Origin of the sequence: Pseudonocardia pini (genome assembly GCF_013870575.1) — a bacterium.
Taxonomy (GTDB): Bacteria; Actinomycetota; Actinomycetes; order Mycobacteriales; family Pseudonocardiaceae; genus Pseudonocardia; species Pseudonocardia pini.
On record NZ_JACBXB010000605.1, the window covers coordinates 1 to 3481 of the forward strand.

The 3481-nt window shown below is 73.0% G+C and carries 2 protein-coding genes and 1 pseudogene; 2 read left to right on the forward strand and 1 reads right to left on the reverse strand.

What is annotated here, in order from left to right; all coding sequences use genetic code 11:
• Positions 1–362 precede the first annotated feature (362 nt).
• On the reverse strand, positions 363–1475 hold the full coding sequence (gene sfnG / locus H5J29_RS25630) for a dimethylsulfone monooxygenase SfnG (protein WP_181783585.1): 1113 nt from the start codon (positions 1473–1475) through the stop codon (positions 363–365).
• 256 nt (positions 1476–1731) lie between these two features.
• On the opposite strand from sfnG, the gene H5J29_RS25635 reads away from it, so the two are divergent.
• Together H5J29_RS25635 and H5J29_RS25640 are read left to right on the forward strand one after the other, a co-directional pair.
• Entirely contained in the window at positions 1732–2538 is an 807-nt protein-coding gene (locus H5J29_RS25635; protein ID WP_312858405.1) for a DUF1684 domain-containing protein, read from the forward strand.
• A gap of 222 nt (positions 2539–2760) precedes the next feature.
• Positions 2761–3481, forward strand: a pseudogene (locus H5J29_RS25640) (hypothetical protein); the annotation flags it as partial.

The following is a 3481-nucleotide window of genomic DNA, read 5'->3' on the forward strand; positions in this document are numbered from 1 at the left end:
CGTGCCGGCGAACCGGGTGGTCGGGCGGTTGTCGAGCGTGGTCATAACGTGTCCTTTGTGGAGTGTGGGCGCACACGCCCGTCCGCGGACGCGAGGGCGTCGGGCGGTCGGGAAGGACACCGGCGGCCCGAGCGGGCGGGCGTCCGGCGCGGACGGGCGTGGTGCGGGAGGTCTGTGGTGGCGGAGTGCGGGTGCACGTTTCGTGCTCAGAGCGCGGTGCGGACAGCGCTGAGTGCACGCAACCCGTGATCAAGCAGCGCTGACAGCACGAAACGTGCGATCAAGGTCAGCTCGGACAGGCCTGGGTCACGGCGCGGGCGTTGTCGATGTGCCTGCGCCGCGTCAACAGCAGCGGCATCGGGTCAGGAACCGGCGACGAGGGCGGGCTCGCGCTCCGAGAGCTCCGCCTCCTTCTCCCGGATGATCGGCAGCACCTTCTCGCCGAAGTACTCGATCTCCTCCTGGAAGTGCAGGAAGCCGAGCAGCAGCAGGTCCGCCCCGCGGCGCTTGTACTCGATCGCGCGGTCCGCGATCTGCTCCGGTGTGCCGATGAGCTGGGTGCGGAAGCCGTCGTTGTACTGGACGAGGTCCTCGAACGAGGAGTCCGCCCACATCCCGCGCTTGTCCCCGGTGGAGGACCCGGCCTGCTGCACGGCGTCCCGGAAGCCCTCGACCGCGGGCCGGTTGGCCTTGGCGATGATCTCGCGGAGCTGCTCGCGGGCCTCGCGCTCGGTGTCCCGGGCGATGGCGAACCCGTTGAGCCCGAAGCGGACCGTGCGGCCCGCCTCCCGCGCGTGGGCCCGCACCTCCTCGACCTGCTCGGTGAAGCCCTCGTAGTCCTTGCCGTTGGAGAAGTACCAGTCCGCGACCCGTCCGCCGTTGCGCCGGGCGGCCGTGGAGTTCCCGCCCTGGAAGATCTCCGGGTGCGGTCGCCCCGGCACCTCGACGGGCTTGGGCTTCAGGTCGAAGTCGTGGATCCGGTAGAAGTCGCCGCGGAGCTCGGCGTGCTCGGAGGTCCAGATCTCCCGCAGCGCGCGGATGAACTCCTCGGAGCGGCGGTAGCGCTCGTCGTGCTCCAGCCAGGGCTCGCCGAGGGAGGTGAACTCGTCTTTGAACCAGCCACTCACCACGTTGACCGCCGCACGGCCGCCGGAGAGGTGGTCCGCGGTGGCGACCCACTTGGCCAGCACGCCGGGGTGCCACAGCCCGGGGTGGACCGCGGCGATCACCTTGAGCCTCTCGGTGGCCAGCAACAGCGCCAGCGAGAAGCTGGTCGACTCGTGCTGGTGGTCGGCGCCGTAGGACGCCATGTAGCGGACCTGCGAGAGGGCGTACTCGAACCCGACGCGCTCGGCGGTCTGCGCGAGGCGCCGGTTGTAGTCGATGCCCCAGTCGGTGCGTTGCTCGATCGTGCTGGTCACGAGCCCGCCGGAGACGTTGGGGACCCAGTAGGCGAACTTCAGGGGTGTGGACATGACTCTCCTGCGGAAGGTGTCGGAACGCGGACGGCGTTCAGCGACAGGCGCAGGAGTCCATGATCTTGTGGTCGACGTGACGCCGACGCGTCAACGGGGAGGAGGCCACGACACCGACCACACCAGACCCGTCCCGCCAGGTCAAACCTCGTCCCACATGGCGAACCGGTCCGGACATGTGGGCCGTTCGGCGCAACGGGTGACCCACAGAGCGGGATGCCGAAATGCGCCGCACGCGCGGGGTGTTCGGCAGGAGGTGACGACAGAGACCTTCTCGGACAGCACCCTGCAGCAGGACTGGGCCACCTGGCACGCCGAGCGCGAGGAGGAGCTCCGCCGCCCGCACGGCTGGCTGAGCCTCACCGCCCTGGAGTGGATCACCGAGGAACCGCAGGCCTTCGACGGCGTCCCCGGCACCTGGCGTGCGACCGGCGACGGCGTCGTCGAGCTGACCGCCGCGGCCGCGGCGGGCCTGGCCGTGGACGGGGAGCCGGTCGACGGCACCGTCCGGCTGGAGCCGCGGGACGGGCTGCCCGGCGTGCTGGTCACGGCGGGGGAGCGGCGGATCGAGATCGCCCGGCGCACGGACTCCTACGCCCTGCGCGTGCGGGACCCGGAGGCCGCGACCCGCACCCGCTTCGGCGGCGTCCCGGCCTTCCCCGTGGACGAGCGGTGGGTCGTCGAGGCCCGGTTCACCGCGTACCCCGAGCCCCGCCGGATCACCGTGGGCGCGGTCGTGGACGGGCTGAACCACTTCCCGACGGCCGTGGGCACGGTCCGCTTCACCGTGGCGGGCGCCGAGCAGGAGCTGGTTGCGCTCGCCGGCAAGCCGGACGGGCTGGCCCTGCACTTCCGCGACGGCACCTCGGGCGGCACGACCTACGGCGGCGGCCGCATCCTCAAGGTCGGGGACCCGGCTGCGGACGGCGCGCTCACGCTGGACCTCAACCGCGTCGTCAACCTGCCGTGCGCCTTCACCGCGCACGCGACCTGCCCGCTCCCGCCCGCCGGGAACGTCCTGTCCGTGCCGCTCGAGGCCGGGGAGCGGCTTCCGACCGAGTAGTCCCGCAGCTGACCCGTCCGGGTTCCGCGGCAGCGCTCCGCCCGCCGGGATCGGCGACCTGACCCTCGAGGCCGGTTTCGTCCTGCTCCCAGCCCTCGTCCGCCGCCGGGCGAGGGTCGCGCCGACCGCGTGACACGAGCCGCTCGTACCGGATGACCGACTCGTCCCCGATCGTGCCGAGCCCCTCCTTCGGCGTCCTGCGGGAGATGCCAGAGTGATCCCATGGCGCAGGGGTCGGCGGTGGTCGAACAGGCCGCCCGGCCCGGTCGGCGGGCCGCCGACGATCCCGCGGCGCGGCTGCTGCGCGTCGTCCGGCGGGCGCCGCTGACCGTCGTGCTCGTGCTCGTGATCTGGGTCCTCGGCGCCGCGACCGGGAGCCTGCTGCACGGGCCGTCGCCCGCGCTCGCGGCCGTCGTCGGCGCCGGGCTCGGCCCCCTGCGGGCGGGGGTGTGGTGGGGGCCGGTGACCTCGGGCCTGTGGTGTCAGGGGCTGGGCTCGTACCTGCTCTCCACGGGCCTGGTCCTCGCACTGCTGCCCGTGGCCGAACGCCGGATCGGCAGCCTGCGCACCGCGGGGCTGGCGCTGGTGGTGCAGGTCGGCGGGTCGCTGGCCGGGCTCGGCGTCGTCTGGCTGCTGGCCCGCTGGGCCGACGGCCGGTGGGCCGACCAGCTCGCGGCGTCCACCGCCGTGGGGCCCGGTACCGCGGTCGTCGGGACCATCCTGGCGGTGAGCGCCGGGTTGACCGCGCTCTGGCGGCGCAGGCTGCGGCTGGTGCTGGTCATCGCACTGGTGATGCTGACGCTCTACTCCGGGCTGATCGGCGACCTCCTGCGGCTGTGCGCCGGGCTCCTCGGGCTCGCGCTGGGCGTGCTCCTGTTCGGCAGGCCGGTGATCAGCCGGCTTCCGACCACCCGCGCGACCCAAGATCACCACTCCGGCACGC

Coding starts and splice junctions, on each gene's coding strand:
- sfnG (WP_181783585.1), bottom strand. CDS start 1,475: ATGTCCACACCCCTGAAGTTCGCCTACTGGGTCCCCAACGTCTCCGGC.